This is a genomic window from Thermococcus prieurii (assembly GCF_054657655.1).
Genome location: NZ_BAAHYH010000002.1, coordinates 585,041 through 607,870 on the forward strand (window position 1 = coordinate 585,041; position 22,830 = coordinate 607,870).

31 protein-coding genes and 2 pseudogenes are annotated in these 22,830 nt (G+C 52.6%); 11 read left to right on the forward strand and 22 right to left on the reverse strand.

Features of this window, described 5'->3' with window-relative positions; translation table 11 throughout:
- Positions 1–15 precede the first annotated feature (15 nt).
- Complete coding sequence (locus tag ACYQ04_RS06385) at positions 16–1,581, reverse strand: ABC transporter ATP-binding protein (RefSeq protein ID WP_460128196.1); 1,566 nt, start codon at positions 1,579–1,581, stop codon at positions 16–18.
- Positions 1,578–2,822 carry a radical SAM protein gene (locus ACYQ04_RS06390; RefSeq protein WP_460128199.1) on the reverse strand — a complete coding sequence of 415 codons (1,245 nt, stop codon included), beginning with the start codon at positions 2,820–2,822 and terminating at the stop codon, positions 1,578–1,580. The genes ACYQ04_RS06385 and ACYQ04_RS06390 overlap by 4 nt, the downstream gene beginning before the upstream one ends.
- Positions 2,823–3,157: 335 nt before the next feature.
- On the opposite strand from ACYQ04_RS06390, the pseudogene ACYQ04_RS06395 reads away from it, so the two are divergent.
- A pseudogene (locus tag ACYQ04_RS06395) lies at positions 3,158–3,253 on the forward strand (FAD-dependent thymidylate synthase); the annotation flags it as partial.
- Positions 3,254–3,318: 65 nt separating this feature from the next.
- On the forward strand, positions 3,319–4,005 hold the full coding sequence (locus tag ACYQ04_RS06400; protein WP_460128202.1) for an STK_08120 family protein: 687 nt from the start codon (positions 3,319–3,321) through the stop codon (positions 4,003–4,005).
- A 6-nt stretch (positions 4,006–4,011) separates the two neighbouring features.
- On the opposite strand, the gene ACYQ04_RS06405 is transcribed toward ACYQ04_RS06400, so the two are convergent.
- The 3 genes from ACYQ04_RS06405 to ACYQ04_RS06415 form a co-directional block, all read right to left on the reverse strand.
- Positions 4,012–4,236, reverse strand: a complete 225-nt coding sequence (locus tag ACYQ04_RS06405) for a TRAM domain-containing RNA chaperone (RefSeq protein ID WP_460128205.1) — start codon at positions 4,234–4,236, stop codon at positions 4,012–4,014.
- Between the two features lie 75 nt (positions 4,237–4,311).
- The gene (locus ACYQ04_RS06410; RefSeq protein WP_460129990.1) at positions 4,312–4,806 is read right to left on the reverse strand and encodes an HIT family protein; all 495 of its coding nucleotides are present in this window, start codon (positions 4,804–4,806) and stop codon (positions 4,312–4,314) included.
- Positions 4,807–4,853: 47 nt separating this feature from the next.
- A complete protein-coding gene (locus ACYQ04_RS06415) occupies positions 4,854–5,786 on the reverse strand; it encodes a sodium:calcium antiporter (RefSeq protein WP_460128207.1) in 933 nt (310 codons plus the stop codon).
- 93 nt (positions 5,787–5,879) lie between these two features.
- On the opposite strand from ACYQ04_RS06415, the gene ACYQ04_RS06420 reads away from it, so the two are divergent.
- The 9 genes and pseudogenes from ACYQ04_RS06420 to ACYQ04_RS06460 all read left to right on the forward strand — a co-directional run bounded on the left by ACYQ04_RS06420 (position 5,880) and on the right by ACYQ04_RS06460 (position 12,383).
- On the forward strand, positions 5,880–7,115 hold the full coding sequence (locus tag ACYQ04_RS06420) for a 2,3-bisphosphoglycerate-independent phosphoglycerate mutase (RefSeq protein ID WP_460129992.1): 1,236 nt from the start codon (positions 5,880–5,882) through the stop codon (positions 7,113–7,115).
- Positions 7,116–7,317: 202 nt separating this feature from the next.
- Complete coding sequence (locus ACYQ04_RS06425; protein ID WP_460128210.1) at positions 7,318–8,145, forward strand: DUF2202 domain-containing protein; 828 nt, start codon at positions 7,318–7,320, stop codon at positions 8,143–8,145.
- Between the two features lie 45 nt (positions 8,146–8,190).
- The gene (locus ACYQ04_RS06430) at positions 8,191–8,364 is read left to right on the forward strand and encodes a hypothetical protein (protein ID WP_167913541.1); all 174 of its coding nucleotides are present in this window, start codon (positions 8,191–8,193) and stop codon (positions 8,362–8,364) included.
- A gap of 22 nt (positions 8,365–8,386) precedes the next feature.
- Positions 8,387–8,635, forward strand: a pseudogene (locus ACYQ04_RS06435) (DUF4405 domain-containing protein); the annotation flags it as partial.
- Between the two features lie 192 nt (positions 8,636–8,827).
- Entirely contained in the window at positions 8,828–9,028 is a 201-nt protein-coding gene (locus tag ACYQ04_RS06440) for a translation initiation factor IF-2 N-terminal domain-containing protein (RefSeq protein WP_460129995.1), read from the forward strand.
- Between the two features lie 77 nt (positions 9,029–9,105).
- A complete protein-coding gene (locus ACYQ04_RS06445) occupies positions 9,106–9,399 on the forward strand; it encodes an ArsR/SmtB family transcription factor (RefSeq protein WP_460129997.1) in 294 nt (97 codons plus the stop codon).
- A gap of 24 nt (positions 9,400–9,423) precedes the next feature.
- Positions 9,424–9,612, forward strand: a complete 189-nt coding sequence (locus tag ACYQ04_RS06450) for a hypothetical protein (protein ID WP_042689110.1) — start codon at positions 9,424–9,426, stop codon at positions 9,610–9,612.
- Positions 9,613–9,696: 84 nt separating this feature from the next.
- Positions 9,697–10,524 carry an aldo/keto reductase gene (locus ACYQ04_RS06455; RefSeq protein WP_460128214.1) on the forward strand — a complete coding sequence of 276 codons (828 nt, stop codon included), beginning with the start codon at positions 9,697–9,699 and terminating at the stop codon, positions 10,522–10,524.
- Positions 10,524–12,383 carry an aldehyde ferredoxin oxidoreductase family protein gene (locus ACYQ04_RS06460; protein ID WP_460128218.1) on the forward strand — a complete coding sequence of 620 codons (1,860 nt, stop codon included), beginning with the start codon at positions 10,524–10,526 and terminating at the stop codon, positions 12,381–12,383. Before ACYQ04_RS06455 ends, ACYQ04_RS06460 begins: the two co-directional genes overlap by 1 nt.
- 27 nt (positions 12,384–12,410) lie before the next feature.
- Here the strand turns inward: ACYQ04_RS06460 and ACYQ04_RS06465 are convergent, their stop codons facing one another.
- The 17 genes from ACYQ04_RS06465 to ACYQ04_RS06545 all read right to left on the reverse strand — a co-directional run bounded on the left by ACYQ04_RS06465 (position 12,411) and on the right by ACYQ04_RS06545 (position 22,269).
- On the reverse strand, positions 12,411–12,716 hold the full coding sequence (locus ACYQ04_RS06465) for a hypothetical protein (RefSeq protein ID WP_460128222.1): 306 nt from the start codon (positions 12,714–12,716) through the stop codon (positions 12,411–12,413).
- A gap of 5 nt (positions 12,717–12,721) precedes the next feature.
- Positions 12,722–13,699: a hypothetical protein gene (locus ACYQ04_RS06470; protein WP_460128224.1), complete on the reverse strand. Its 978-nt coding sequence runs from the start codon at positions 13,697–13,699 to the stop codon at positions 12,722–12,724.
- A 128-nt stretch (positions 13,700–13,827) separates the two neighbouring features.
- Complete coding sequence (locus ACYQ04_RS06475) at positions 13,828–14,913, reverse strand: hypothetical protein (RefSeq protein ID WP_460128227.1); 1,086 nt, start codon at positions 14,911–14,913, stop codon at positions 13,828–13,830.
- Positions 14,914–15,129: 216 nt separating this feature from the next.
- Positions 15,130–15,855 carry a tRNA-binding protein gene (locus ACYQ04_RS06480; RefSeq protein WP_042689100.1) on the reverse strand — a complete coding sequence of 242 codons (726 nt, stop codon included), beginning with the start codon at positions 15,853–15,855 and terminating at the stop codon, positions 15,130–15,132.
- Positions 15,782–16,903, reverse strand: coding sequence for a tetratricopeptide repeat protein (locus ACYQ04_RS06485; RefSeq protein ID WP_460128230.1), 1,122 nt, complete (start codon positions 16,901–16,903; stop codon positions 15,782–15,784). The genes ACYQ04_RS06480 and ACYQ04_RS06485 overlap by 74 nt, the downstream gene beginning before the upstream one ends.
- 35 nt (positions 16,904–16,938) lie before the next feature.
- Positions 16,939–17,265, reverse strand: coding sequence for a hypothetical protein (locus tag ACYQ04_RS06490; RefSeq protein WP_460129999.1), 327 nt, complete (start codon positions 17,263–17,265; stop codon positions 16,939–16,941).
- Positions 17,266–17,270: 5 nt separating this feature from the next.
- Positions 17,271–18,254, reverse strand: coding sequence for a DHH family phosphoesterase (locus ACYQ04_RS06495; protein WP_460128234.1), 984 nt, complete (start codon positions 18,252–18,254; stop codon positions 17,271–17,273).
- Positions 18,255–18,281: 27 nt separating this feature from the next.
- Entirely contained in the window at positions 18,282–18,602 is a 321-nt protein-coding gene (locus ACYQ04_RS06500) for a nucleotidyltransferase domain-containing protein (protein ID WP_460128237.1), read from the reverse strand.
- Between the two features lie 33 nt (positions 18,603–18,635).
- Positions 18,636–18,944 carry a DUF3194 domain-containing protein gene (locus ACYQ04_RS06505; RefSeq protein WP_460130001.1) on the reverse strand — a complete coding sequence of 103 codons (309 nt, stop codon included), beginning with the start codon at positions 18,942–18,944 and terminating at the stop codon, positions 18,636–18,638.
- A 27-nt stretch (positions 18,945–18,971) separates the two neighbouring features.
- The gene (locus tag ACYQ04_RS06510; RefSeq protein ID WP_014122032.1) at positions 18,972–19,322 is read right to left on the reverse strand and encodes a prefoldin subunit beta; all 351 of its coding nucleotides are present in this window, start codon (positions 19,320–19,322) and stop codon (positions 18,972–18,974) included.
- A gap of 91 nt (positions 19,323–19,413) precedes the next feature.
- On the reverse strand, positions 19,414–19,830 hold the full coding sequence (locus ACYQ04_RS06515) for a hypothetical protein (protein ID WP_460128242.1): 417 nt from the start codon (positions 19,828–19,830) through the stop codon (positions 19,414–19,416).
- Between the two features lie 11 nt (positions 19,831–19,841).
- Positions 19,842–20,039 (reverse strand): hypothetical protein, encoded by a 198-nt coding sequence (locus tag ACYQ04_RS06520; protein WP_460128244.1) that lies wholly within the window; start codon positions 20,037–20,039, stop codon positions 19,842–19,844.
- Positions 20,040–20,155: 116 nt separating this feature from the next.
- Positions 20,156–20,731, reverse strand: a complete 576-nt coding sequence (locus ACYQ04_RS06525) for a hypothetical protein (protein WP_460128247.1) — start codon at positions 20,729–20,731, stop codon at positions 20,156–20,158.
- Between the two features lie 195 nt (positions 20,732–20,926).
- Positions 20,927–21,199: a KEOPS complex subunit Pcc1 gene (gene pcc1 / locus ACYQ04_RS06530; RefSeq protein ID WP_460128250.1), complete on the reverse strand. Its 273-nt coding sequence runs from the start codon at positions 21,197–21,199 to the stop codon at positions 20,927–20,929.
- Positions 21,148–21,783 (reverse strand): ribosomal biogenesis protein, encoded by a 636-nt coding sequence (locus ACYQ04_RS06535; protein ID WP_460130003.1) that lies wholly within the window; start codon positions 21,781–21,783, stop codon positions 21,148–21,150. The genes pcc1 and ACYQ04_RS06535 overlap by 52 nt, the downstream gene beginning before the upstream one ends.
- Before the next feature lie 51 nt (positions 21,784–21,834).
- On the reverse strand, positions 21,835–21,984 hold the full coding sequence (locus ACYQ04_RS06540) for a DNA-directed RNA polymerase subunit P (protein WP_042689082.1): 150 nt from the start codon (positions 21,982–21,984) through the stop codon (positions 21,835–21,837).
- Positions 21,985–22,008: 24 nt separating this feature from the next.
- Positions 22,009–22,269 carry a 50S ribosomal protein L37ae gene (locus ACYQ04_RS06545; RefSeq protein ID WP_014121315.1) on the reverse strand — a complete coding sequence of 87 codons (261 nt, stop codon included), beginning with the start codon at positions 22,267–22,269 and terminating at the stop codon, positions 22,009–22,011.
- Positions 22,270–22,830: the final 561 nt, after the last annotated feature.

Sequence of the window (22,830 nt, forward strand, 5' to 3'; positions counted from 1 at the left end):
GGATAGAGCTCCAACTTAAAGTTCCTTCACGGTTCTCTTTTCAACCAGCACTATCCTGTCCACGAGCTTAGTGGTGGAGGGCCTGTGGGATATGGTGATCAAAGTTATCCCCCTGGCCTTTATTTTCTCAATTATCTCAGCTTCCACGTCGGGATCAACTCCTGAAAGGGCCTCATCGAGTATCAGCACATCAGGCCTGCGGATTAAGGCCCGGGCCAGTGCTATCCTCTGGCGTTCGCCAAGGGAAACTTCCCTGTGTCCTGGTCCGATTTTCTCATCGGGAGGCAGGTCTACTTTTGCTACCTCCATCACATCCCTCAGGTCTCCTTCGTCAAATTTTTCCCAGAGGGTTATGTTCTCCCTGACGGTTCCCGGGAATACGAACTCGTTGGTCTCCACAAGAATTATCTTCTCTCGGGGATTCCTGAACTCAAAGGCCGGCATACTGTTTATCAGGACTTCCCCTTTCTCGGGGCGATAATAACAGGCTATTATGTTGGCGAGGGTTGTTTTACCGCTTCCGCTCTCCCCGATGATACCGATGCTGTCCCTGTGGGATATCCTCAGGTTTACATTCTCCAGTATCCCGCTGTATGAGACGTTTTTCAGCTCTATCGACTCAACCTTCGTGAGCGTCTTGTCCCCAAAGCTCTCCTCCTCCATGTTGAGCGCCTCGTCAATCCTCTTCAGCGCGGGGTAAGATTGGGGGACGTGGCTGAGATCGCTTAAAATGACAACCAATGGCTCTATGACCTCGCCCGCCATCATATAAAACGCCACCAAAGTTCCGGTATCCACCTTCCAGAGGAGTCCAACCAGAATGCTGATTAGAGGCACGAGCCGGTAGAGGGTGTTGTACAGGTACCGGTATTTCAATGATGCGAGCACCAAGCTCTTAACTGAGTCGTACCATCCATTGCACTCTTCGTTCAGCTTACTGATAGCACCGTTTAAAGCGTTTGTGTTTTTGATGGTTTTCCTGCCTTCAAGTTTTGTCCTTATCCTTTCAACCAGCATTGAGAATCTGCTCCTCTCTTTGGCAGACACTTTAGCGAGTTCCCCAACCTGCTTTTTGAATAGAAGGACTGTTATTATCAAAAACGGCAGCAACACGAGGGAGAGCCGCGGGCTAAGGAGGAAGAGGGCTATGAGATAAGCCCCGAAGCTTACCGCGTTCACCATCAAAGCTGGTATCAAGGCAGCGGACAGGGAGCTGACATAAACAACGTTTGAAATCAGGTCGGTGAGGTATTCGCCGGGGCTTTTTGTCCTGAAGGCATCCTCCTTTGCGTGCAGGATTTTCCTGTAAATTCGGCCGATTATCTCCACCTGCATTGCCCTCTTCGATACATCAAGGAGATATGTAACCACGAAGCTCAGGACGTTTATCAAAACGAGAAAAACCCCCAGTGTGAGAATCCTACCCGCACTAGGGCTGTTTATGGCATCCCTTAGCATCAGGGCAAAGCGAATGTTAAGGTAAGAAACAACTAAATTCACGAGAATGATAACTGCCTGCCTCTTCCTCAGGCTTCTTGACAGCTCCCAGTATCTGGAGAACGAGTGCCTGAGCACGCTCATTCCAGTACCTCCCTTGCCATATTAGTGAACACTTTTTTCTTGAACTGACATTCTCGGGGATTAACTAGATAAACGTCTCCCATTTGGTGCAGTCTTTTTCCAATGCAATCAACACAGGCATACTTTAGTATACAATTGCTACATTTCGGATGTGTTATTTTGTTAGTTAATGTCTCTATTAGGTCTCTTACTTTGAAAAACTCTGGTCCTGGAAATTGCTTCGACAGAACGTTTCCCATCCAGAATTTCTGGTCTATTAACAAATAACATGGGTAAACATCTCCGGTAGGCATGATAGTAATAGTGGAGAGTCCGGCAGTACATGGGTAAATTTTTTTAATTGGATGCAGAATCCCAGCAACTTCTCTATAGAGTAAAGACTCGGGATTTCTGGACATTATGTATTTAATCAACTCGATATGCTGATCTAAGATCGACTCCCACTCTTTTCTAGTGAACGCCCTCGTGGGAGGATACATTGCCCAGGTTATGTATGCATCATCAAATCCCAATTCTTCTGTTAAATACTTGTATATATCTACCATGGAAATCTTAGCTTTTAAGTGTTCTTTAGTGTAAGTTGCTTCTGCAATTATTTTTGCATCCCCCGGTGCATTCTGTAGCTTTTTTAAGCTCTTTTCAACATACCTAAAAGATCCCCGTCCATTTTTAAAGACTCTATTTATATCGTTAATATTTTTAGGACCATCGAGAGATATGTATATTTCTCTCATGTTTTTTTTCAAGAATTTGCTAATTCTGTCGTTTATTAGAATGCCATTGGTATTTATTGTATAGTCCATATCTTTGAATGTTTCCACCACGGCTTTTATGGCGGTATAACCCAATAGGGGCTCACCTCCAAAAAACTGTATCCAGGGGATTTCTCCAAAGGTAGCTATTGCTTTTTTTATAATATTTATAGCAGTGTGCGGATCCATGATTTTAGGTTCAAAACTATAATCCCCTTCACCAGCATAGCAATATCTGCAAGCTAAGTTGCAAGAATTAGCAGTAATCAACGTCAACTTTCCAAGGGTACTGATTTTTTCTGGATCTCTGAAATCAAGTTCTAGACTGCCCTCACTGTCTCTTTTGTATCCTAAAATACTTTGAAACAACAGGTTAATTTCATTTTCGAGGTCATCTATCCACCAAAAGGAATGTGTCTCCATGTGGAAAACCAAATGTTTACCATGTTTTTGTGCTATTTCATACACACCAGGAGCTATTTCTTTCATTTTACACACCTCCAATTGTAGAAAAAAATTAGAAAAAACAGTTGTCAGAAAACACTCATGCCGTTCTCACAACACCCATTTCCACAGTTTCCATTCCCTGCGGCAGATGGGGAAGGCAATCCCTTAATCTCTGCCTTCCTTACCATTCCTACCACCTCGACTCAATTGATATGCCCACCATAGTAGTGGGCATTATATCATGATGTAATTAAATTTATAACTTTTTCTAAATAACAACCTAAAGTTAAAAACTTTTTATGGTAAGAATACACATTCAGAAATCTGCAGTTCCTCCACAACTATCTGAGGAAATAAAAAGAGGGTAGTTATTCAGGATTCAGCTTGGCTACTGTCCAGAGGGCGAGCTGATGCCACCCGGCTGCTGGAAGAGGACAAAGGAAAGGTGGGCAAAGGTTGCGAATCGTGAGTGATATTCCGCAGGATTTAAAAATCCCTCAACTGTCTTTTCTTCGTATTTAAAAAGGGGTGGACAAACGTGAAGTCAAAGAGCTTTGAAGTTGAACTGCCGTACGGGTGGGAGACACTCCAGGTCATACTCAGTGAGCCCGAGAAAACGCTGCCGTTCTTCCCGTACTTCGAGAGCTTCCAGAACGGTCGGGTCAGGTTCAAAGTCCCCCGGTTCATCTTCAACTTCGGCTACGAGTTCGAGCTCGACGTGGGCATGGGTAGAGATGAAGCAATATACACATTCAGGGGGGACAAGGGAATCCTGACGGTCACGTTCAAGATGGAGGGGCGAAAGCTCAAGGTCACGGCAAGCTGGGCGGGCTTTGGGGAGGCTTTCATGGGGAAACCTCTCGAAAACTTCGCAAAGGGCATAGCGGAGGCAATAAAGGAGTTCTGCTCATCCATGGCGTGTCCGGTGGTAAGATTCCGGGGAAGTGAAGGTGAAGTCGAACACATAGGTCCCGAAACGGCTCCAGCACTCGTCAAAAGAATCGCGATGGAACTCGGTAAGGACTTCATCTTGGAGGGCGAGGCAGAGGACGGAACGTACCTCGCGGTCAAGGTTCAGGACGGCAAACTGAGGGAGCTACGGGTCAGGCACGGTATGAAGGAATCCGTAATCGAGGCCGAGATACCGGTCATAGAGCTCGGAAGCGAGCCCTTCGAGGGCCTTCCCCTCGACAAGAAGTTCAAGATTAGGGCAAGGAAGATATGAGGGAGGTCAGCCAACGACCTCCCCGAAGGCAAAGCGTTCCTTCACACTTTTTATCTCAATCTGAACCTCTTCTCCAACCTCGGTGTTCGGCACAAAAATCACGAAGCCCTTAATCCGGGCGATGCCGTCTCCGCCCTTCCCGAGGGCTTCAATCCGAACCTTGTAGCGCTCACCCCTCTTTACGGGGGGCTTCCTGGAGGGAAGGCTTTTCCGCTCCAACTCAGACACCACCAAGGGGTTTTCGAGAAATGAGGGGACGAAGGACTATAAAAAGCTTGCCAGAAGAAAGAGAATCCATATGGAAGCTCAAACTTCCCTCTCGACTTCCTCTATTGCCTTCTTGAGCTCGTCGTAGGCTTCCTCAAGTGACTCGGGGATGACCTTGGTGTCCGCTATTACCGGCATGAAGTTCGTGTCGCCGTTCCAGCGCGGGACTATGTGGAGGTGAACGTGGCTGTCTATCCCCGCACCGGCAACCCTGCCGAGGTTCACGCCGAGGTTGAAGCCGTCCGGGTTCATGGCCCTCTTTATCGCCCTAATCATGAGCTGGGTGAGCTTCATAATTTCAAGTAGCTCCTCGTCGGTCAGCTCCTCCCAGTTGGCGACGTGCCGATAAGGGGCGACCATCACGTGGCCGGGGTTGTAGGGGTAGTTGTTCATTATGACGAAGGCGTGCTTTCCGCGGTAGAGGATTAGCCTCTCCCTGTCCCGGTTCTCCTTCGGGAAGTCGCAGAAGATACAGCCATCGTGCTTGGGTGAGCGTATGTACTCGATTCTCCACGGTGCCCACAGGACCTTCATTCTCACCACCGAAGGAAGAAAGGGAGAGGACTTAAAAACCTTACACCTCACAGCTCCACGCCCGAGAAAATCAGGACGAGGTAGACGACGTAGAGGACGAGGAAGTACGCCCCGACGCGCCTGTCTATTCCGCCGGTTCTCTTCAGCGAAACTATCATCGGAATCATGGCGAAGAGCACGAGGAGGATTGTCAGCACGGAAGCCCCGGTCTGGATGGGCCTTATGATGGAGGCTATTCCAAGGACCACGAGGGCGTTCATTATGTTGGCCCCGATTATGTTGCCGACGCTTATGCTTCCGCGTTCACGCAGGGCCCCGTAGAGGGCGTTGGTCATCTCGGGGAGAGACGTTCCGATTGCAACGACTGTCGCTCCTATCACGAAGTCCGAGATTCCAAGGGCCTGGGCGATGTTCTTGCCACCGAAGACTACAGCCTCGGCACCGCCGACGAGGAAGAGGCCGAGGACGATTAGGAGAACGTAGTCGAGGGCAGTAACGTTCCCGCTCGGCTCCCAGTCGACCTCGCTCCTCGCGTGCTTCTTGAGGAGCCAGCGGAGGTAGACCGCGTAGGCAAAGAGGAGCAGAAGTCCGTCGAGCCTGCTGAGGGTGCCATCGATTGAAAGGAGGATTAGGAAGACGAGTGAAGCGAGCATGACGAGGGAGTTCTCGTAGGCCGATTTGCCGGCTTTTAGGGGCCTAATCATCGAGGCGAGGCCGAGGATTAGGGCGATGTTGGCGAATATGCTCCCAAGGGCGTTTCCAAGGGCTATTCCGTTGACGCCCTGGTAGCTCGCGAGGGCGCTCGTGGTCATCTCTGGAAGGGTCGTTGAGAGGCTAACCAAAACGATGCTTATGACGAGGGGCGATATCCCAGCCTTCCTCGCGACCTCGATTATCTTATCAGACAGCTTGTCCCCTGCAAGCACGAGAATCGCTATTCCGATGACTATCGCCAGCGTCCACGTCACGAATTCAAGCATTCTTCTCCCCCAGGAACACCTTCCCAGGAGCCGTTTAAAAGATTGCCCAACAAACTTATTAACCGGCCCGACTAATCACTCCCGGTGATAGGTATGAAGAAGAGGAAGGGACTTCTCATAATCCTCGACGGTCTCGGCGACAGACCGATTAAAGAGTTTGGAGGAAAGACCCCCTTAGAGTACGCAAAGACTCCAAACATGGACAAGCTTGCGAAACTCGGAATCCTCGGCCAGCAGGACCCGATAAAGCCCGGCCAGCCCGCTGGTAGCGACACGGCCCATTTGAGCATCTTCGGCTACGACCCCTACAAGGTCTACCGCGGAAGGGGCTTCCTTGAGGCCCTCGGCGTCGGGTTGGATTTGGATGAGGACGATTTGGCCTTTAGGGTTAACTTCGCAACAATCGAGAACGGGATAATCGTTGACAGGAGGGCCGGGAGGATAAGCACCGAGGAAGCCCACGAGCTCGCGAAGGCCATTCAGGAGAAGGTAAAGCTCCCGGTTGACTTCATCTTCGTTGGGGCCACCGGTCACAGGGCCGTTCTGGTCCTCAAAGGCATGGCCAGGGGCTACCGCGTCGGCGAGAACGACCCCCACGAGGCCGGAAAGCCCCCCCACAGGTTCACCTGGGAAGACGAGGAGAGCAAAAAAGTTGCAGAAATCCTTGAGGAGTTCGTCAGGCAGGCCCACGAGGTTCTTGAGAAGCACCCAATCAACGAGAGGCGCAGGAAGGAAGGAAAGCCACCGGCCAATTACCTCCTGATAAGGGGAGCCGGAACCTACCCGAACATTCCGATGAAGTTCACCGAGCAGTGGAAGGTCAAGGCCGGAGCCGTCATAGCGGTCTCGCTCGTCAAGGGCGTCGCCAGGGCGATAGGCTTCGACGTCTACACTCCAGAGGGGGCAACCGGCGAGTACAACACCGACGAGATGGCTAAAGCAAAGAAGACCGTCGAACTGCTCAAGGAGTACGACTTCGTGTTCCTCCACTTCAAGCCGACCGATGCTGCCGGCCACGACAACAACCCGAAGCTCAAAGCGGAGATGATTGAGAAGGCCGACAGGATGATAGGATACATCATCGAGCACGTTGACCTTGAGGACGTGGTTATAGCGATAACCGGCGACCACAGCACGCCCTGTGAGGTCATGAACCACAGCGGGGACCCCGTTCCGGTTCTCATAGCCGGCGGTGGCGTCAGGCCGGACTACACCGAGAGCTTCGGCGAGCGCGAGTGCATGCGTGGCGGGCTCGGCAGGATAAGGGGCCACGACATAGTGCCCATGATGATGGACCTCATGAACCGCTCCGAGAAGTTCGGAGCCTGACCCTTTTCTCCAAATTTCTCTTATTTAAACCGCGACGAGTTCCCACCGGATTTTCTGGCCGGATTTTCCCGGACGGAGTATTCTCCTTCCCTTTCGATGGTGCCATTTTAGACTCCCGAGTTATCGTCCTCAAGAACCGCAAACTTTATAAACCATCCATGCATATGTAACATTAAAGTTACACATGGAGGAGGTTGAGAACATGAGAAAGATGTGGTTTGGATTGGGGCTGATTGCCCTGTTAATAGGAATGACCTTGGGAGGAGTCGCGGCGTGGCGCGGTCAGCCGGGACCCAATCCCTACGCGAGCCGGAGCACCCAGACGGCGCCCATGCTTAACAGCACGCTAACCACTTACTACGCACCCCTGAGCGAGGACGAGATTAACGGCCTGCTCTATATGGTTGAGGAGGAGAAGCTTGCCAGGGACGTTTACCTGACGCTCTACAACGAGACCGGCCTCGTCGTCTTCAGCAACATAGCCCAGAGCGAGCAGACTCATATGGACATGGTGCTCAGCCTTATAGAGAAGTACAACCTGACCGCCCCGGACACGCTCAACCAGGTCGGAGTCTTCCAGAACGAGGAGCTCCAGAACCTCTACGACCAGCTCGTCCAGATGGGAAGCCAGAGCACCGAGGATGCCCTCAAGGTTGGTGCCCTCATCGAGGAGACCGACATAAAGGACCTTGAGGACTGGATTGCCAAGACCGACAACGAGGACATCAAGACCGTTTACAGCAACCTCATGGCCGGCAGTGAGAACCACCTCAGGGCCTTCGTTGGCCAGCTCGAGGCGATGGGCGTGAACTACACCGCCCAGGTGCTTCCGCAGGAGCAGGTTGACGAGATACTGAGCTCCGCACCGGCCCACGGAATGGGCGGTATGGGCGGAATGGGCCACGGCCACGGCACCATGGGTGGTCAGATGAACACTGCCCAGGACGGAGGCATAACCAGCACAATCACCAACGCCTTCGCCCACGCCTGGAAGTGGATGAGGGGATTCCTCGGAAGGTTTGGCATCTGAAGCCTTTCATTTCTTTTCGTCGAGCCTTGATATCGTGATTTGGTGGTGAAAATGCCGAGGGGATTCGGCCCGGTAATGGGTCCAATGCACGGGAGGAGGGGATTCGGCTTCGGCTGGTTGTTCCTCCCCTTCGCCCTGCTGATAATATTCGCCAAGCTGGCTTTCCTGCTCCTGCCCTTCATCGTGATAGGGCTCATAATATACGCGTTGATGAGGTGAAAAAGATGCTCCGCCCAACCCCACCGGAGGTGGTCCAATGAGGGCCTCCGCACTCCTCAGGGGAGTCGTTGACCTGCTCCTCCTGGTAGTCTTCGTGGCGATAGCGATAACGGGAATAGGCCTGTACCTGGCACCAAGTGGGAGGATTGCCCACACAACAGGATGGACGTTCCTCGGAATGGACAAGGACACGCTGACCAACGTTCACACATACCTTGGCTTCGTGATGATTGGCCTCGTAGCCGTTCATCTGGTCGTCGGCTTCAAGAGCATGTGGGTCATGTTGAAGTCCGCCTTCAGGGGCTCTAAGGTAAAGACCATCGCGGGGCTGATAATACCACTCCTGCTCCTCGCGGGAGGATACCAGGCCTTTTCGGCCTACGTTGGCAGTGAGGAGAGCGATACGACTTACGACTCCTACTACGAGGAGTCCACGAACTCAACGGTCTACATCACGGGCACCATGATAAAAGACTACACGGTCAAACAACTGGCAGACGAGTTCAACGTCTCAGCGGACGCGCTGGTAAAGAAGCTAAAGGAGAAGGGAATAGAGGCAACCCCCGACGAGAAGCTCGTTGAGATTGAGTACAAGTACGACCTGGACAGGGAGGAGTTCAAGGCCCTGCTGGAGGAAGCTATTGCGGAACTCAGAGGGTCCTGATGAGTGCCAAGTTCCCAGCGGAAAGCTTTTATCCCTCTTTTCCTAACTCCATTCAGGCCCAATCAGCGGTGTTGACCATGGTCCAGAGCGTCGAGGAGCTGGCAAAGGTCTGCGATGCACTCTCAAATCCCGTCAGGGTTAAGATACTCAAGCTACTCTGCGAAAAGGAGTGGTACGTTTACGAACTCGCCAAAACCCTTGGAATATCGAGGCAACTCCTGTATCTCCACCTCAAAAAGCTTGAGAAGGCAGGATTAGTTGAAAGCGAACTTCGTCTCGAGCCAGATGACCCGAGGGCCAAAAAGTACTACCGGGCCAAGTCCTTCAAGGTAGTCATAGACAACGAGTTGATAAGGACTCTGGAGGGATGAAAAATGCCCTGGGGAGGTGAGCATATGTCGACCCCAAGCGGATGGATAAGCATAATCCTCGGTCTGATTATACTCGTCGTGCTCATATTCGCGTTCTACCAAGTGAACAAGACCCTGAACGAGTTTAAGGTCGAGCTGGAGAAGCTTAAGAACGCCCTTGAGGAAACCAGGAGAAACACCGAGGAAGTCAGGAAGAAGCTCGAAGAGGTCTGATTCCACAACTTTGCGACATAGATTTTAGCGTTCAAACGGAAACCTTAAAAGGGGTTAAACGCTTCTATTTTATTAGGTGATAGCGTGGGTGCCCTTCGAGACCCTAAGGTCATCGGCTCTGACAGGGTAACCGCCATAGGCCTCGGCACCTGGGGAATAGGTGGCTACGAGAGCCCCGACTACTCCCTGGACGAGGAGAACGTTGAGGTTCTCCGATACGGCCTCAAACTCGGCATAAACCTCATAGACACCGCCGAGTTCTATGGCGCCGGCCACTCGGAGGAGCTCGTAGGCGAGGCAATTAAGGGCGTTGACAGGGACGAGCTCTTCATCATCAGCAAGGTCTGGCCCACGAACTTCGGCTACGAGAGGGCGAAGAGAGCGGTAAGGGCGAGCGCGAAAAGACTGGGCACCTACATCGACCTGCACCTTCTCCACTGGCCCGGCGATAGCTGGAAAAAGATAGAAGAAACTCTCCACGCCCTTGAGGAGCTGGTTGATGAAGGCCTCATCCGCTACATCGGCGTCAGCAACTTCGATTTGGAGCTTCTCAAGCGCTCCCAAGAGGCAATGAGGAAGTACGAGATAGTTGCCAACGAGGTGAAGTATTCGCTCCGCGACCGCTGGCCCGAAACGAGCGGTCTGCTCGACTACATGAAGAGGGAGAAGATAGCTCTCATAGCCTACACCCCGCTGGAGAAGGGTTTCCTCGCGAGGAACCCGTGCTTAGCCGAGATTGGGAGAAAATACGGAAAAACATCGGCCCAGGTCGCGCTCAACTACCTCATCTGGGAGGAGAACGTTATAGCAATTCCCAAGGCCAGCAGGAAGGAACACGTGGAAGAGAATGCCGGCGCTATGGGCTGGAGGTTGAGTGAAGAGGATAGAGAGAAAGCCAGGAGGTGTGTCTGATGTACGGATACAAGAACCGGATAGCGAGAGTGAACCTGACCGAGGGAAAGGTAACCTACGAGGAACTGCCCGACGAGGTGATAAGGAAGTTCGTCGGCGGAAAGGGCCTCGGTTACTACCTGATTTACCGGGAGGTTCCGCCGGGAACCGACCCGCTCAGCCCGGCCAACAAGTTCGTCTTTGCCACCGGTGGATTAACCGGCCTGATTCCGGGTTCGAGCAAGGTAATCGCGGTGAGCAAGAGCCCCGAGACGAGACTGATAAGCGATTCCAGCGGTGGAGACGCCTTCGGGCCGAAGCTCAAGGGACACTTCGATGCGGTAATCATCGAGGGGAAAGCCGAAGAGCCGGTTTACCTCTACGTCCACGACGGCGAGGTGGAAATCAGGGATGCGAAGCACCTCTGGGGCAGGGGCAACTATGAGGTGGCCAAAGAACTCTGGAAGGAGCACCCGAAGGCCAGCATGGCGATGATTGGCCCGGCCGGCGAGAGGCTCAGCAGGATTGCCAACGTGATTTACGACACCGAGCGCGCGAGTGGGAGGGGCGGTCTTGGAGCAGTTCTTGGAAGCAAGAAGGTTAAAGCCGTTGTTGTTGAGCCCGGTGAAAAGCCGGAGGTTGCCAACCCGGAGGAGTTTCAGAGGCTCTGGCAGGAGTTCTACGAGCACTTCGCGACAGACCCGAAGTACGAACACCTGAGAAACTACGGGACGAGCGACGGAGTTAGGAGCTCCGCCTCGCTCGGAATGAGCCCGGCCTACAACTTCTCAAGGCCCTACATTCCGGAGGAGCTGGCGGAGAAGCTGAGCGGGGACGAGGTTAAGAAGTACGAGGTCGAGCCGGAGTGGTTCGTTCACGGCAAGAGCTGTCCGATTAAGTGTGCCCGCTACGTGGAGGTCGAATACAGGGGCAGGAAAATCCGCGTCAAGCCCGAGTACGAGAGTATCGCGATGCTTGGAGCGGCAACGGGCGTCTTCAACTTCCCGGCAGTTGCCTACTTCAACTGGCTCGTCAACAACCTCGGCCTCGACAGCATAGCGACGGGAGCGACGATAGGCTGGTTCTTTGAGCTGGTCGAGAGGGGCCTCATAAGCGAGGAGGAGATAGGGTTCCCTGTCAAGGGCTTCGGTGACGAGGAGGCCGAGGAGAGGCTCATCAAGCTGATGGCCGAGAGGAAGGGCATCGGGGCGATTCTTGCCGATGGCGTGAAGAGGGCCTGCGAGAGGCTCGGTAGAGGTTGCGAGTTCGCCGTGCACGTAAAGGGCATGGAAAGTCCAGCCTGGGACCCGCGCGGAAGGAGGACCTACGCCCTCAGCTACGCCACCGCCGACGTCGGGGCCTCTCACCTGAGGGGCTGGCCGAGACCCCATCAGCTACCGAACCAGGGACCGGCAAAGGAGCTCGTGCCTTCGCTCATAGAGGGCAGGGACGAGAGTTACATCACCGACATGCTCGGAACGTGCAAGTTCGTGTCCTACAAGATGGAGGACCTTGCCAAGTTCTACTCGCTCGCGACCGGCGAGGAGTGGACTGTTGAGAGGCTCAGGAAAATTGCCCAGGCCGTTGAGAGCATAGCCAGAATCCACGACGCCCTCGACTGGGTGACGCCTCCGCTCGACGACACGATTCCACCGCGCTGGTGGGAGCCGGAGCCGGACGGACCGGCCAAGGGCAACAAGGCCTTCATTGACTACAACGACTTCCTTGAGGCGAGGAGAGAGTTCTACAGGCTTAGGGGCTGGCACGAGGAGCTCGGCGTTCCCTTGCCTGAGACGATGGAGGAGCTCGGCTATCCAGAGTTCAAGGAAGACGCGGAGAGGGCTTTGGAGGTAGTGAGAAAGAGAATGGGCATGGAATAATAAGGTCTTTTTCTTTTCTTGTCATTTTTATTTTGTGCTCAAAAAGCCGAGCCAGAGGAGGAAGAGGGAAAAAGTAAAGCTCACCGAGAAGAACGCAACGGCGGGCTTTTTAAGGTCCTTCCGGCTTCTAAACGCAATCCCGGGTATCAGAGCGACGCCGGTGAAAGCCAACGACGCCATGGCAACCACGAGAATGGGCGTGACCTCCAAAGGAAGGTGCCGGTCGACGCCGAGCGTGTCAACGATGGCCGAGCTCCAGTAGAGGAAGAAGGGAACGGCGAAGAGGAGGAAGATACCGTAGAGAATGGCCGTGATAGCGTCTTCAACCTTCATTTTATTCACCCCGTTGTGTTGGCCACGTAGATGAACTTTCCGTCGCAGTATCTGCCCTCCCCGTCGTAGAGGCCAAATACAGCACAGCCGTTTTCGTTAATCCTGCCCCAGCCGGGAATGACGTAGCAAAGACAGCTCGGGTCGTTCATCTGGAAGAGTCTGCTCCAGACGACCTCGGTCCCGTTCAGAATCATGACGTAGCCGGACATCGGAGAACCATCGGGTTGGGGTCTTTCAAAGCCCATAAGCACGTAGCTACCGTTGGAGATAAGGAATGTGTTCCTGATGGGAACGAAGCCCCGCCCAAGGTCAAATTTCCTGACCGTCCCGTTTTTGCCGAGAACGTAGAAGTAGTCGTTGATGTGCACGTAGTTTCTAAATTCAGAATAAGACCTCGGTGTGGTTTGATAAACGAGAACGTAGAGGTAGTCGCTCGTATTCGCTACAAGGAGGGTAGGAAGGGCCGTTCCGTTTGATTTAACGCCATATCTTCCACCATCGTAGGCCCAGGCGTAGCCGGAAAGCGTGAGGTTCCAGAGGGGGTTTCCATCGTGGGTGCAAGCCTTTAGAACCACGACCGGCACCTCTGCCGTCACGTTGCCGGTGCTCACGTTCGTTTTGCCATACTGGCCGACGATGAACTTTACAAGGGGGACAGTGTTAACTTCGCTCTCGTTTCTGAAGGCAACGAAGCCCCAGTCAAAGAAGAAAACCCTGCTCGCGTTGATTAGGTAGGTTGAGTTCTCAACACCAATCGAGAATCCGTCGCTTAACCTATAAACCGCCGTGCCGTTGAAAACTCCAATCGGCTCTCCTCTATAATGACCGTATTTCAAGAGGGAACACGCCGGGCGGTGAGTGTCCCTCTCCCCACTGTTGTTCACTGAGCTCGTATTCATCGGGTTTGAATTCCAGCCCAAAGAGGCCATTCCAATTACGAAAAGTATCAAGAGCACGGCCAGAATAACCCGATACTTTGGCATAACACCACCTAAAAGATATTGTCACTCAAGATTATAACTTTTTCTTCAAAAAGTAGTCAAAAGCAAGAAGTTAGCTCTTCAAAACGGCTCAGCAAAGATAGAAAAAATATAGAAAGGAAAGAGAGATGTTAACTATGGAACACTGTATGTGGAGGATATACATATACAGAGATTTTTATGTCGTTTGGTGATTTTGTTATTACTGGCACTAAACCTACGGGCACTTGGAAATAAAATTCCGCACTTGCGTCATATTTGAAAACTCCAAAGTAGCAGGCATTGTCAGGTGAGTTAACATGCATTGTAACGGCAGTCTTAAAGTAGAAAGACTTACCCCATGCTGGATGGTCCGGTGCAAATCTTACGTTTTTCTTAAAGTCATATGCATGAAAGTCAACGTACTCGTTTGGATTCAACGTATGGGTGTCCATCCTGAAGTAATATTTGTCGTTAGTATTTACAGTATAACTAGCGCTGGCACTTATCTGGGCAGTTTTATCAGAACTTAATCCAATTAATATTGACTCCGAATAGCTTGTAGTTGGCCCGATGTGTCCATCTGGGAGGAAATCATCGATTGCCTCATAGGTCTCCTCCCTGCTTACATGCAGGCGAAGGTCTTTAAGAGATACCCAAGACGATGATACGTCCCCGCGAACTTTTGTTACTGCGTAGTACTCAATTGTGTTTGAATCTACGATATAATAGTAGTAAAACCCTTTAAGCTCAAGAACCCCTTTTTGGTTAAGAAAAGATGTCGTTGATGTTATCCAGTCTACTAAGCCGGCATAGTTCCAGTTCACGTTAGGCTCAATTGCAGAATTAACTCTAACGTTAGAGACTTCAGCCTTGAAATGAGCCTCAGCAAATGTTTCAAACTTCTTTCTTAGGAGTTGATATTGTGATGGCTTTGCTCCCTCAACTATGTAGTAAGCGGGTATATATGCATCATCACCTACTGGCCTAAGAGCTATTCCCACGAAAGTCACGTTTTTCATTGAGTCGAATTTAATAATCAATGTTAGATGCTTCCTAGCAAGGAAGGCCTTTGCTTGAGATACGGCATTTTTTCCAGTAAAGACTTTGGATAGCTCTTTGGGGGGCTCTAACGGTGGTAACTTTGTGGAGGGAGAGGATTGAAGACCAGTAGCGATGCTGTAGCTCGATGTTGCAATCATCTCAACTATCAGCAGCCCCAAGAGGACTGTTAACATAGGTTTCCACCTCAAGTGGTTCACCTCCTGAGAGTTTTCATTACACTTATGGAAATGTTAGCATATATAAGCTTTTTCGTTTACTATTAGTAAAGCTTCTTCCTTTTTTTTCGAGTATGAATTTATTCAGAGTTGGATTTTACGACAAGAATAATCCAAAAGAAAGAAGAGTAATCGAGTAAGCTAGTGAATACATCGGAACAAAAAGCCAAAAGCTTAGCCCTTCAAAAACGCCTCAACGAGATTCCTCGTCTCGTTTAAGGCCTCCAGCGGAATGCCCTTGGGCAGGCCACCGATTTCGCCCTTGACGTCCTTGAGAACGCCCTCTCCAGCACCAAGGAACATGCCCTCGCTGACTATCCCCCTGAAGTTGGCCGGCGGGAGCAACGCGACCGCCACGCGGTTTCCTTCCTTAACCGTTAAGTCGTTGGTGACGACCGTTATCGCCCTGTCGCCGATGTTGACGTTCGTAACCAAAAGCCTGTCGGCGTTGGGGTGCTTGGCGACGCTCATCACCTCGCCGACCTTGATGTCGACAGCTATAACCGGGTCGTTTATCTTGCCGAGGGCGAGCCTTTTGTCGAGGCCGAGTATCGTGTTCAGGAAGAAGCGAATCTTCGCAACCTGCTCCTCAACCTTCTCGCGCTCGTCCTTTGAGGCGTTGCTTATGAACTTGTGGTGCCAGTCCTCTCCACCAAGGGCCTCGATTATTCCGAGGGCCTTCTCCTTCAGGGCCTTCATCTGGGGGGTTTCGATTAGCTCGTTCGGCTCTATGTAGCTGTAGCGCATCGCCTGTATCTCCGGAAGCATCTCCTTGCCGAGCTTTATCGCCTTCTTCTTGTCCCAGTGACCCTTGAACTTCGCCCCTTCAACCGTCTTCAGGAAGAGCTCTATCGCCTTCTCCGCCACCAGTAAGCGGTAGTCCTTGCTCGTGTCCCACATCTTCACCACCCTCGAGGGCATTCAAAACCCGTCTCTTAACGCTTTCGTCCCTTATCCCCTCGGCTATCGAGCGCGCCCTCGCCGGGTTCTTCCGGGAGTAGGCTAGTGCAACTTCGCCGAGGAGCTCCGATGACAGCCCCACGTCCCTGATGACGCCGGCCAGGATTAGGGGCTCCTCGAGACGGCCGATTTTGAGCATCTTCCTGGCTATCGAGAGAATCTCGCCGTCCCTCGGCTGGAACTTGCCGACGAGGATTAAATCGAGCGCGTCGTTGAAGACCTTTCTCGCAAGGTAGGGTCTCTCATGGAGGAAGAGCCAGTAGCTCAGGTGGAGCATCTCGACGGCCCTGTCCTCCAGCGGGAGGAAGCGCATCACCTCGATGGCCCTCTCGACGTCGCCCTTCTCTATCAGCTCGGTGACGACGGCCCTGCCGTGCTTGAGAACGTCTTCGATGAGCGCAATCTTGTCTGAGAGGTGTTTGGCCTGGAGCTTGAAGAAGAGGGAGTCGTAGATGTCGCGGGCGAGCCGGTAAAATGCTAAGGCCTTCTCGTTGGGAATCTCGTCGGCGCTCTTCTCGATTAGCCTCGCGACCCTGCGGAGCGTTTCAAGGGCCCTTGAACTTAACCCCCTCGCGCGCTGGATTTCATCAACGGCCTCGCTGAAGAGTATGTAGGCATCGCCGTACCTGTCGGCCAAAACGAGGTTCCTCGCGATTCCCGCCAAAGCCTCGCCCCTGAGCCTCGGCGATGGAAGGGACTTCGCAAGGCTCACCGCCCGCTCGAAGTAGAAGGAACCACCCTTCTCGCGGTCGAGGATGTAAAAAGCTCTGCCGACGAGCGAATACGCTATCGCCCTCTCGTAGGTGCCGGTGACCTTCTCAACCGACTCAAGCATCTCGGAGAGAACCTCCTCGCGCGGGAACTCTGTCATGACCAGGCTGAGCGCTAAAATCCTCTGCAGAGGGTCGTCTAAGGACCTCGCCCGCTCAAGGGCGCCCTTGAAGTCACCGGCGTTGAGCCTCTCCTTCACCGATTCCACAGAAACCACCGGACGATTAAAATAGTGCCAAAACCTAAAAAGGGTTACCCTTTCATCTTCCTGTCCCAGTTCTCGAGCATCTTGTCAAGAGCTAAGAGGCTGTTCAGCCTGAGGCGGACACGCTTGTTCTCCCAGTCTATCGAGCCCTTGAACTCGTTGAGGAGCTCGAAGACCTTCTCCGCTTCATCCCTCGGCAAATACTTGCCGTAGAACTCCTCACCGCAGTGGGGGCACTTGAAGGCAAAGCCCTCGACGGCCTCGATAAACTTTTCGCGGTCCTTCAGCGTCTCCTCGGCGTTCTCAATGCTCAGCATCTGCTCAATCAGCTTCCCCCAGTCGAGGGGCTTTCCGCACAGCGGGCACTTCGCCATCTCAATCACCCGTTCTCCCTGAGGAAGTTCTCAATCTCCTTGAGGATTAGCTTTATGGCCTTATCAAGGTTGGCCTTTCCGTTCGCCCCAGCGGCTCCGGCGTGGCCACCGCCAGAGCCTTCAATAACGGGTCCCACTTTCTCCATGATTTTCCCGAGGTGGAGACCTTTCTTCACGAGGCTCTCCTTTGCCCTCGCGGAAATCCTAACGCCCTTCTTCTCGCTTCCGACTATTGCTATGTCGGCCCCAAGCTGGAGGAAGACCTTGCAGGCGTAGGACTCGTAGGCCGAGACCTTCGAGACGGCGATGATGTACTTCCTGAACTTTCTGATTTCGAGCCTCTGGCAGGCCTTTAGGACGGCCATCCTCCGGGCGTTGTCGGTGTTTTCGTCGCTGGAAGGGGCAACGAGGGAAAATATCTCCCCCATCTGGAGCGGAAACCTCTCCAGTATCTCGCTCACCGCTTTGAAGGTCTTCGCGTTGGCGAAGCGGAAGTTGGCCGTGTCGGTAACGATTCCCGCCAAAAGGGCCCTCGCGCTCTCCTCGTCGGCAAATCCAAGGTACCTGAACAGCTCCCACACGATTTCGGCGGTTGATGTCATTGAGGAGTCAACGACCGCTATGTCGGCCTTAATCGGCCTCTCCTTCTCGACGTGATGGTCAATCAGGATTACCGTCTTCCCCTTCGGAATCTCAATCGGTTCGAGCTGTTCGAGGGAGGAGGTGTCGAAGATTACGACGACGTCTTCCTCAACGGTCGGGTTTTTCTCAACGGGAACGGGCGAGAGCGTCAAAAGCCTCTTCGCGTAGGAGGAAACGCTCTGGGCAACGCCTATCCTGACCCTCTCAACGCCGATAAACCTGAGGTAGCGGGCGAAGGCTATCGCCGAGCCAAGGGAATCGGGGTCGGCGTTGTGGTGGCAGAGGAGGAGGTAAGATTTATCCCGCGAGCGCTGGAGGAAGCGCTTAAGCTTGAGCTTTCCCTTCATTTCAGCTCCTCCATGATGTTTTTGGCGCTATGCAACCTTCAAACCCTCCCTGCTCACGTTGATGTAAAACGCCGAGTTTATGCCCTTCATGAACTCGAACTCCTCGACGCTCAGAACTTTGGGAGATACGTAGACGCCGTACTTGAGAAGATAATCAACGACGAGGTCGGCAAGCTTCTTTTGGCTATCCCAAGGGTTTTTCTTGACAATCACGAGGATATCAACGTCGCTTTCCTCACTGGCCTCTCCCCTCGCGACGGAGCCGAAGAGTATGACTTCGACGACGTTGTCTCCCAGCAGTCTCCTGACGTCCCTTGCGAAGGCCTCGGCTACTTCCCTGTGCCTCATTCTCCCACCGAGAAGATGTTGTCAAAACTGAATTTAACCCTTACCCGCAATCTCCCTCAGCTTTCTTTCTACCGCTTCGTAGGCCTTCTCGAGGGCCTCGTCAATCAGCCTCTCGACGTCCACCTTGACGAAGACCGGGACTTCGAGGTAGACCTCGATTTCGAGGTTGAGCGTTTCGTCCCGGTTTATTCTCGTGGTCACCTCGATGTCCTTGACGTCGCTTCGATTGAGGGCGTCGAAGACGTGCTTTATTATGACCCCCTGCGCCAGCTCCCCGATTTCGATGAGTTGTTCTTCGCTCAGCTCTGGAAGGCCTATGTTGATAACGCCCCTCTGCTCCATACTCACCACCGGGAGAGAAAAGGGAAATCAGCCCGCCGTCGGGCGGAGCGAGCTCTGTATCTTAGCGGTCAGTTCCTTGAGCTTCTCGTTGAGCTTCTTCTCCTGCCTTTCAAGGGCACTGAGGCGGACTTCAAGGGTTTCGACCTTCTCCTTGAGCTCCTCGACGGCCTTGGCCTTGTCGGTCTTGACGATGAGCGTTCCAACGGTCTTGTAGACGACCGCGTCGTCGGGGAGCTTCTCAATCTCCTCAAGGGCCTTCTTGGCCTCGTTGAGTTCGAGCTGAACCTTCTGCTTCTGCTGGACAAGAAGCTGAAGCTGCCCCTGGTAGCTCTCAAGCTGGGCCAGCATGGACTGAACCTGTGGCGGGATACCCTGCATGACAACACCTCCGTAATCGTAATGCCGGGTTAGAATAAGGGCGGGGCTTTAAATAGTTTAGGTAGGACAACACAGAAACTCAAAAAGTTAATCAGGCAGGAGGGGAGCTTCTGGAACCCGGCTTTCCGGTCAGCCGATAGAGGAAGACACCGAGCAGGAAGCCAAGGATAACGAGGGCGGCCATGAAGGCTAGGATGGCATCGTTGTCGTCGCACGCTGTTGGCGTGCAGTTCCTTGTGATGATTGTGTATGTAATTAAGGACGCAAGAATTACCGTTATCGCCGAGCTCATCCAGAAAAACCCAAGTGGAACCTTTGTTTTCTGCAGAAAGAGAAACGAGGCTATTGCGGGCACGAAGAGGCCAATGACGACGGGTAAGAGGTCGAGGAGCAGGTTTGGCTCGTCACCGGAAAGGGGAAGACGTGCAAGCGTAAAGATTATGCCCATGTATAGGAAATACACTGAAAAGGCAAAAACAATAGTTGAAAAGGGGCGCCCGAGCCGCATGCTTCCACCCCTCACTTCTTAATTACCGTCGCGTACCCATCGTTTTTCTCGCCGATAGCGTTGTGCAGATTCACGCAGTCTTTGCAGACGTGCCACGGCGATTTGTAATATCCTGCCACCTTGTCCTCGCCCCCCTCGTATGTGTCAGCATGGTGAGGAAAGCTTGTGTCATGATGGGCCGAGCCTATTATCTTTCCATTGTAAATCACCCAGAGGCGAATGTGATATCTTCCAAAAAGTCCATGCCAGCTAGTTGCTAGGTCATCTCCCTCTTCCCAGCCACCTCCCCCATACTGGGGCGGGTCGTAGATATACTGACTAGATGCTACAATCCAGTCGTTCCAGCCGGCATCCTTGAGTACTTTTTTGACATCGTCCTTGGTACCACCCTCCCAGACGAGGTTGACGGGGTCTGCTTTTTCATAGTAAGTGTGGCAGAACAGATATCCACAGTATTCAATTTATCCCAGGTCCACCTCGGGAGATATGGGGGATGCTCCCACCAGGGGTACGGGTCGTCGCTGGTGGTCAGGACGGTTGTCTTGTAATATGTTCTAACCACGGGCATTCCTAAGGCCAGCGTCTTTGCCTCCAGGGGATACAGCTTCAGCAACTCGCTGAGGGACATTCTTGCGACTTTGACCTTGGAAATCCTGTCAACTCCAAACTTGGCCTGTAGTTCATCACCCGTGTACTCAACCTGCTTTATGAGCTTCCCGTTCAGGTATTGGATTCTCTCGACGACGAGCACACGGACAGTGTGCTGCTTTGCCCATGCTTCCCACGGGTCCGAGGGACTGCTGGTGCCTACAGGTGTCCCCACTGTTGCCTCCGCGCTTCCTGCAGTCACTCCAACGACGAGCAGTCCTAACAGGAGTGCAAGCAATGCCTTCCACTTCACGACGTTTCACTCCCCTATAGTTGTTGACAATACATTATACACACCCTATCCTTATAAGTTTTACTATTAATTATAATTAAGTAACATTCCCTTTTCGGAGTTAGGTACCTCAGCCGTTTTGGCCATGGAAAAGCCAATAAGCCTAGTTGTAGAGACATAACCCAAAAACTGGCAGGCAACGAGAAGAGGCCGGGATCAGAGCTCAAGGGAATCCATCGCGACCTTAATCCATCTCAAATAGGAGTTCAGCGTTCCCCGTAAGGCCGAGTTATCCTTAGCCAGAAACCGGATTACGATTCTCCTCCCGTCGAGAAGGAAATCAATCCTGCTCCGCCTGTAGGGGACGGTCTTGTGCTCGTAGAGAACGCTCTCGTAGACAACCCTGGCCGTTTCCTCGTCGGGAAAGGCGAGCTCAATCACTCCCTCGATTGGCCAGACTTCCTCAGAATGGCTTCCTTGTAGTCCCATCTCCGCCCGTCCTCCATAATCCAGATTTTCACGAGGATTAACGGCCCAACGGGCCTGTCTTTTGTAACGTCGAAGCGGTAGAAGTTGACGGCCATTCCCCTCGGATAGTTCTCGATTACGCCGATTACGTCCGTGTTGTTCTTGTCCGCTATCGTCTGGAGGCTTTTGTTCCCGCGAGGGACGAACTTTCCGCCGGTGAGCTCGGCGAAGGCCTGGGCGAAGGCCGTATGGTCTATTCCAACGCGTTTGGCTGTGGTTACGACGAAGGGCATCTCCTCACGGATTGGCCTGATGTCCCTAAAACCGATTTCGCGCTGGAGCTTGATGCCGTGGAGGTAGAGGTAGCCAAGGTAGCCCCAGTCGTTGGGGTCAACCTTGATGAAGGTCATCTTGAGCGGGTTGCCCTTCCAGACGTTGATTATCAAGAGCCTCTCGTAGTTCCTGTCGTAGGCCTCCATGAGAAGGTCTTGGATGGTCTTCTTTCCCCTGGTCAGGTAGAGCGAGTTGGGGAAGACCTTTTCCAAGTCGTGGCCGAAGCTCCTCGTCCTCCTCGTCGGTCTGTGGGAAGTCGTTATCAGCATCATGGCAACCACTCGTTTGGGTTTGGTTGATAAAAGCCTTTCGAAAGAAAAGGCTCAGATGGCCTTAACCCTTCTTGCAACCCTCGGGCGGGGCTTGTAGAGTATCTTGCTTCCGCAGTAGGGGCAGCGGACCTCTCTGGTTGTGGCGAGGTCGAGCTCGACCTCCTTACCGCACTTGGCACAGCGGTAGATGGCAACGACCATAGGAATCACCTCAAAGGAAAAGAATCAGGCCTTGGAAGCGACGACGCGCTTCGCGACCTTTCCTGCCGGAGTGGTCGGCAGGTAGGCACCGCCGGCGAAGGTGGCACCGCACTTCTGGCACTGCCATATGCCGGTGCTTATCCTCCTGACGGCCTTCCTTCCGCAGACAGGGCAAACGTGCTTCTGCTTCATCTTGGCCTCAACGGCCGCGACCCTTCTTCTAATCTTGAGACCGTACCTCGGACCGAACCTTCCGGCTGAACCGACCTTAACAGTCCTTCCCATGAGCATCACCCCAAAGCTAAGCATTCTCGAAGACTGGAGAGTGTTTCCGGGGACGTTTTATAAACCTTTGCCCGGAAACCGTGCTCCTCAAGTTTCATCAAACTCAGATTTCCTCAAACCAGCCCGTTGATGGAGGGTTCCCTTATAAAATTTATCCGGGAATGCTTCACCACCAAAAGTTTGTAGCCTATAGCCAAAGACGTCATTACAAAGTGAACACTTTAAAAAAGCACTACCTCTTCCGCCAGCGCTGAAGCTTTTGGAAAAAGCTTCACCAAAAGTTAGTAGCTCCTACGGAAGGCTCAAACTAGTCAAGATTTTACTCACAAAACTGCGCATTCCCAAAGGAGAACCTGCTAAAACAGCCCCCTCACAAAAGGGTTTACTCTTCCCTGACGCCCAAAGGGCGTCGATTTAAACGCAAAAACCTACGAAAGGAGCAAGTTGAGAAAGTTCTCACAATTAAATTGACCATTCAACAAGAAAAATCACCCAAAAACTTAACCTTCCAAAAGGAGCTACAAATCTTGGTCAAACTCTGCGGGACTTTCGTCCCTTGCG

What these genes read in the sequence shown, in the direction of transcription:
- ACYQ04_RS06385 (WP_460128196.1), bottom strand. Translation starts at nt 1,581, where the DNA reads ATGAGCGTGCTCAGGCACTCGTTCTCCAGATACTGGGAGCTGTCAAGA.
- ACYQ04_RS06390 (WP_460128199.1), bottom strand. Translation starts at nt 2,822, where the DNA reads ATGAAAGAAATAGCTCCTGGTGTGTATGAAATAGCACAAAAACATGGT.
- ACYQ04_RS06410 (WP_460129990.1), bottom strand. Translation starts at nt 4,806, where the DNA reads ATGAAGGTCCTGTGGGCACCGTGGAGAATCGAGTACATACGCTCACCC.
- ACYQ04_RS06415 (WP_460128207.1), bottom strand. Translation starts at nt 5,786, where the DNA reads ATGCTTGAATTCGTGACGTGGACGCTGGCGATAGTCATCGGAATAGCG.
- ACYQ04_RS06420 (WP_460129992.1), top strand. Translation starts at nt 5,880, where the DNA reads ATGAAGAAGAGGAAGGGACTTCTCATAATCCTCGACGGTCTCGGCGAC.
- ACYQ04_RS06425 (WP_460128210.1), top strand. Translation starts at nt 7,318, where the DNA reads ATGAGAAAGATGTGGTTTGGATTGGGGCTGATTGCCCTGTTAATAGGA.
- ACYQ04_RS06440 (WP_460129995.1), top strand. Translation starts at nt 8,828, where the DNA reads ATGATAAAAGACTACACGGTCAAACAACTGGCAGACGAGTTCAACGTC.
- ACYQ04_RS06445 (WP_460129997.1), top strand. Translation starts at nt 9,106, where the DNA reads ATGGTCCAGAGCGTCGAGGAGCTGGCAAAGGTCTGCGATGCACTCTCA.
- ACYQ04_RS06450 (WP_042689110.1), top strand. Translation starts at nt 9,424, where the DNA reads ATGTCGACCCCAAGCGGATGGATAAGCATAATCCTCGGTCTGATTATA.
- ACYQ04_RS06460 (WP_460128218.1), top strand. Translation starts at nt 10,524, where the DNA reads ATGTACGGATACAAGAACCGGATAGCGAGAGTGAACCTGACCGAGGGA.
- ACYQ04_RS06465 (WP_460128222.1), bottom strand. Translation starts at nt 12,716, where the DNA reads ATGAAGGTTGAAGACGCTATCACGGCCATTCTCTACGGTATCTTCCTC.
- ACYQ04_RS06470 (WP_460128224.1), bottom strand. Translation starts at nt 13,699, where the DNA reads ATGCCAAAGTATCGGGTTATTCTGGCCGTGCTCTTGATACTTTTCGTA.
- ACYQ04_RS06475 (WP_460128227.1), bottom strand. Translation starts at nt 14,913, where the DNA reads ATGTTAACAGTCCTCTTGGGGCTGCTGATAGTTGAGATGATTGCAACA.
- ACYQ04_RS06480 (WP_042689100.1), bottom strand. Translation starts at nt 15,855, where the DNA reads ATGTGGGACACGAGCAAGGACTACCGCTTACTGGTGGCGGAGAAGGCG.
- ACYQ04_RS06490 (WP_460129999.1), bottom strand. Translation starts at nt 17,265, where the DNA reads ATGGCGAAGTGCCCGCTGTGCGGAAAGCCCCTCGACTGGGGGAAGCTG.
- ACYQ04_RS06495 (WP_460128234.1), bottom strand. Translation starts at nt 18,254, where the DNA reads ATGAAGGGAAAGCTCAAGCTTAAGCGCTTCCTCCAGCGCTCGCGGGAT.
- ACYQ04_RS06500 (WP_460128237.1), bottom strand. Translation starts at nt 18,602, where the DNA reads ATGAGGCACAGGGAAGTAGCCGAGGCCTTCGCAAGGGACGTCAGGAGA.
- ACYQ04_RS06505 (WP_460130001.1), bottom strand. Translation starts at nt 18,944, where the DNA reads ATGGAGCAGAGGGGCGTTATCAACATAGGCCTTCCAGAGCTGAGCGAA.
- ACYQ04_RS06510 (WP_014122032.1), bottom strand. Translation starts at nt 19,322, where the DNA reads ATGCAGGGTATCCCGCCACAGGTTCAGTCCATGCTGGCCCAGCTTGAG.
- ACYQ04_RS06515 (WP_460128242.1), bottom strand. Translation starts at nt 19,830, where the DNA reads ATGCGGCTCGGGCGCCCCTTTTCAACTATTGTTTTTGCCTTTTCAGTG.
- pcc1 (WP_460128250.1), bottom strand. Translation starts at nt 21,199, where the DNA reads ATGGGACTACAAGGAAGCCATTCTGAGGAAGTCTGGCCAATCGAGGGA.
- ACYQ04_RS06535 (WP_460130003.1), bottom strand. Translation starts at nt 21,783, where the DNA reads ATGATGCTGATAACGACTTCCCACAGACCGACGAGGAGGACGAGGAGC.
- ACYQ04_RS06540 (WP_042689082.1), bottom strand. Translation starts at nt 21,984, where the DNA reads ATGGTCGTTGCCATCTACCGCTGTGCCAAGTGCGGTAAGGAGGTCGAG.
- ACYQ04_RS06545 (WP_014121315.1), bottom strand. Translation starts at nt 22,269, where the DNA reads ATGGGAAGGACTGTTAAGGTCGGTTCAGCCGGAAGGTTCGGTCCGAGG.